Origin of the sequence: Streptomyces turgidiscabies Car8 (assembly GCF_000331005.1) — a bacterium.
In the GTDB taxonomy this organism is placed as follows: Bacteria; Actinomycetota; Actinomycetes; order Streptomycetales; family Streptomycetaceae; genus Streptomyces; species Streptomyces turgidiscabies.
On sequence record NZ_AEJB01000381.1, the window covers coordinates 1 to 3,738 of the forward strand.

At 68.3% G+C, this 3,738-nt stretch carries 2 protein-coding genes; one reads left to right on the forward strand and one right to left on the reverse strand.

What is annotated here, in order from left to right:
• Positions 1–28: 28 nt before the first annotated feature.
• Positions 29–2,653, reverse strand: coding sequence for a valine--tRNA ligase (locus STRTUCAR8_RS28220; RefSeq protein WP_006379498.1), 2,625 nt, complete (start codon positions 2,651–2,653; stop codon positions 29–31).
• Between the two features lie 136 nt (positions 2,654–2,789).
• Here STRTUCAR8_RS28220 and STRTUCAR8_RS28225 point away from each other — a divergent pair, with 136 nt between their 5' ends.
• Complete coding sequence (locus tag STRTUCAR8_RS28225) at positions 2,790–3,704, forward strand: hypothetical protein (protein ID WP_006379499.1); 915 nt, start codon at positions 2,790–2,792, stop codon at positions 3,702–3,704.
• The last annotated feature ends 34 nt before the right edge of the window (positions 3,705–3,738 follow it).

Below are 3,738 nucleotides of genomic sequence, written 5' to 3' on the forward strand. Positions count from 1 at the left end.
GCCTGAGGCGCCGTACAAACACCTGCGCCTACGCCTGCGGCAAGCCGTCCAGCTGGGTCTGGATTCGGGTGATGTCCTCGTCCGCCTTGGTGAGGCGGCCCTTGATCTTGTCCACGACGTTGTCCGGGGCCTTCGCGAGGAACGCCTCGTTGCCGAGCTTGGCCGTGGCCTGGGCCTTCTCCTTCTCGGCGGCGGCGAGGTCCTTGGCGAGGCGCGCACGCTCCGCCGCGACGTCGATCGTGCCGGACAGGTCGAGGGCGACCGTGGCGCCGGCGACCGGGAGGGTCGCGGTGGCGCTGAAGCCGTCCTCCTCCGGCTGCAGACGCAGCAGCTGGCGGATGGCCGCCTCGTGCGCGGCCAGGACGGTCCCGTCGACGGTGAGGCGCGCCGGGACTTTCTGGCCGTCCTTCAGGCCCTGGTCCTTGCGGAACCGGCGGACCTCGGTGACGACCCGCTGGACCAGCGCGATCTCCTGCTCGGCGGCCTCGTCGCGGAAGCCGCTGTCTGTTGGCCAGTCGGCGGTGACGAGGGTCTCGCCGCCGGTCAGCGTCGTCCACAGCGTCTCGGTGACGAACGGGACGACGGGGTGCAGGACGCGCAGCATCACGTCGAGGACCTCGCCGAGGACTCGGCCGGAGACCTTGGCCTGCTCTCCGCCCGCGAAGAACGTGGTCTTCGACAGCTCGACGTACCAGTCGAAGACCTCGTCCCACGCGAAGTGGTAGAGGGACTCACTGAGCTTGGCGAACTGGTAGTCGTCGTAGAACGCGTCGATCTCGGCGACGGTCTTGTTGAGCCGGGACAGAATCCAGCGGTCCGTGGCCGAAAGCTTCTCGACTGGCGGGAGTTCGCCCTCGACGGTGGCGCCGTTCATCAGGGCGAAGCGCGTGGCGTTCCAGATCTTGTTGGTGAAGTTCCGGGACGCCTGGACCCAGTCCTCGCCGATCGGGACGTCCGCGCCCGGGTTGGCGCCCTTGGCCAGGGTGAAGCGGACGGCGTCCGAGCCGTACCGGTCCATCCAGTCGAGGGGGTCCACCGCGTTGGGGTTGGACTTCGACATCTTCTTGCCGAACTCGTCGCGGACGAGGCCGGTCAACGCGATGGTGTGGAACGGGGCTTCGCCGTCCATCGCGTAGAGACCGAACATCATCATCCGGGCGACCCAGAAGAAGATGATGTCGTGGCCGGTGAGCAGGACGTCGGTCTTGTAGAACTTCTCCAGGTCCGGGGTCTGTTCGGGCCAGCCGAGCGTCGAGAACGGCCACAGGCCGGAGGAGAACCAGGTGTCGAGGACGTCCTCGTCCTGCGTCCAGCCCTCGCCGGTCGGCGTCTCGTCGTCGGGTCCGACGCAGACGACCTCGCCGTCCGGGCCGTACCAGACGGGGATGCGGTGGCCCCACCACAACTGGCGTGAGATGCACCAGTCGTTGAGGTTGTCGACCCAGTCGAAGTAGCGCTTCGACATGTCCTGCGGATGGATCGTGACGCGGCCGTCACGGACCGCGTCACCGGCGGCCTTGGCGAGCGTCTCGACCTTGACCCACCACTGCAGGGACAGCCGGGGCTCGACGGTCGTCTTGCAGCGGGAGCAGTGGCCGACCGAGTGGACGTACGGGCGCTTCTCGGCGACGATCCGGCCCTGCTCGCGCAGCGCGTTGACGATCGTGGAGCGGGCCTCGAAACGGTCCAGGCCCTGGAACGGGCCGTGCACGGTGATGACACCGCGCTCGTCCATGACCGTCAGCGACTCCAGACCGTGCCGCTGGCCGATGGCGAAGTCGTTCGGGTCGTGGGCGGGCGTCACCTTGACCGCGCCGGTGCCGAACTCCGGATCGACGTGCGTGTCCGCGACGACCGGGATGGTCCGGTCGGTCAGCGGCAGCTTGATCCGCTTGCCGACGAGGTGCTTGTAGCGCTCGTCGTCGGGATGGACCGCGACAGCCGTGTCACCGAGCATCGTCTCGGCGCGGGTCGTCGCGACGACGAGCGTCTCGTCGCCCTCGCCGTACTTGATGGAGACGAGCTCACCGTCGTCGTCCTGGTAGTCCACCTCGATGTCCGAGATGGCTGTCAGGCAGCGCGGGCACCAGTTGATGATGCGCTCGGCACGGTAGATCAGCTCGTCGTCGAAGAGCTTCTTGAAGATCGTCTGGACGGCCTTGGACAGCCCCTCGTCCATGGTGAAGCGCTCGCGCGACCAGTCGACGCCGTCGCCGAGGCGTCGCATCTGGCCCAGGATGCGGCCGCCGTACTCCTCCTTCCACTGCCAGACCCGCTCGACGAACTCCTCGCGCCCCAGGTCGTGCCGCGACTTGCCCTCTTCGGCAAGCTGCTGCTCGACCTTGTTCTGGGTGGCGATGCCGGCGTGGTCCATGCCGGGGAGCCAGAGCGACTCGTAGCCCTGCATGCGCTTGCGGCGGGTGAGGGCGTCCATGAGCGTGTGCTGGAAGGCGTGGCCCAGGTGGAGGGAGCCGGTGACGTTCGGCGGCGGGATGACGATGGTGTACGCGGGCTTGTCGCTCTTCGCGTCGGCGGTGAAGTAGCCCCGTTCGACCCAGCGCTCGTACAGCTTCCCCTCTACCTCGGCCGGCGCGTACTGGGTCGGCAGTTCGGTGATGGGCGCTGTTGGCTGCTGCTGAGCGTTCTCGGTCACCCGGTCAGTTTAGAGGCGTCACCACCGTGTCCCGAAACACGTTTCTTTCGTAACGGTGGGACACGCGGGGCAACTCGGGCTCCTGGCCTGCGCGAGGATGTCAGGAACACATAAGTATCTGGAGGGGAACCCAGGGATGAGCCACAACCAGCCGGGCCCGTACGGACCACCGCAGCAGCCCGGACCGTACGGACAGCCGGCCCAGCCCGGTCCGTACGGTCAGCCGGGCCCCTACGGGCAGCCCGGTCCGTACGGTCAGCCGCCCCAGGCCCCTCCGACGGCCCCCCAGCCCGGCTACGGCTACCCCCAGCAGGCCCCTCCCCCGCAACCCGGCTACGGCTATCCGCCCCAGGCCCCGTACGGGGTTCCGCAGCCGCCGGCGCCGGGCGGGGGCAAGAAGAAGGCGGGGATCCTCATCGGGGCGGTCGCCGTCGTGGCCGCCGTCGCCGTGGGCGCCTGGTTCGTGCTCGGCAGCGGCTCGGGCAGCGGTTCCGACATCGGCGACGACGGGGCGCACAAGCTGACCGCGCCGGCGACCGTGCTCGACGGTGCCTACAAGAAGAGCAGCGGCGAAGACGCCGGCGGGTTGACCGCGTCCGAGGTGAAGGACGCCGAGTCCTGGGGCGTGCGGAACCCCAAGGACGTCAGCGCCATGTACTCCTCGGGCGAGGCTCTCACCGCCAAGAACGTGATGTTCTCCGGCGTCTACGGCACCATCGACGACCCGGAGAAGGTCGTCGACGCCATGTTCGCCACGATGAGGACGGAGTCGGAGAAGAGCACGTCCGCCGGCGACGGCAAACTCGTGGGCACCCCGCAGGAGTTCACACCGGCCGGCTTCGACAACGGCATCATGAAGTGCCAGGAGATCGAGACCGAGGCGTCCGGCACGAAGACGAAGATGCCGTTCTGCATCTGGGGCGACCACAGCACGCTCAGCTACGTCGTGACGTACGACCTCGCCGCCCTGGCACTCGGCAAGTCCTCCACGCTGGACGAGGCGGCCGAACTCGCCAGCAAGCTCCGCAACGACGTGCGTGTAAAGGTCTGACACGCCGCGTCTCCGACGAACCCCAACTGCGGAG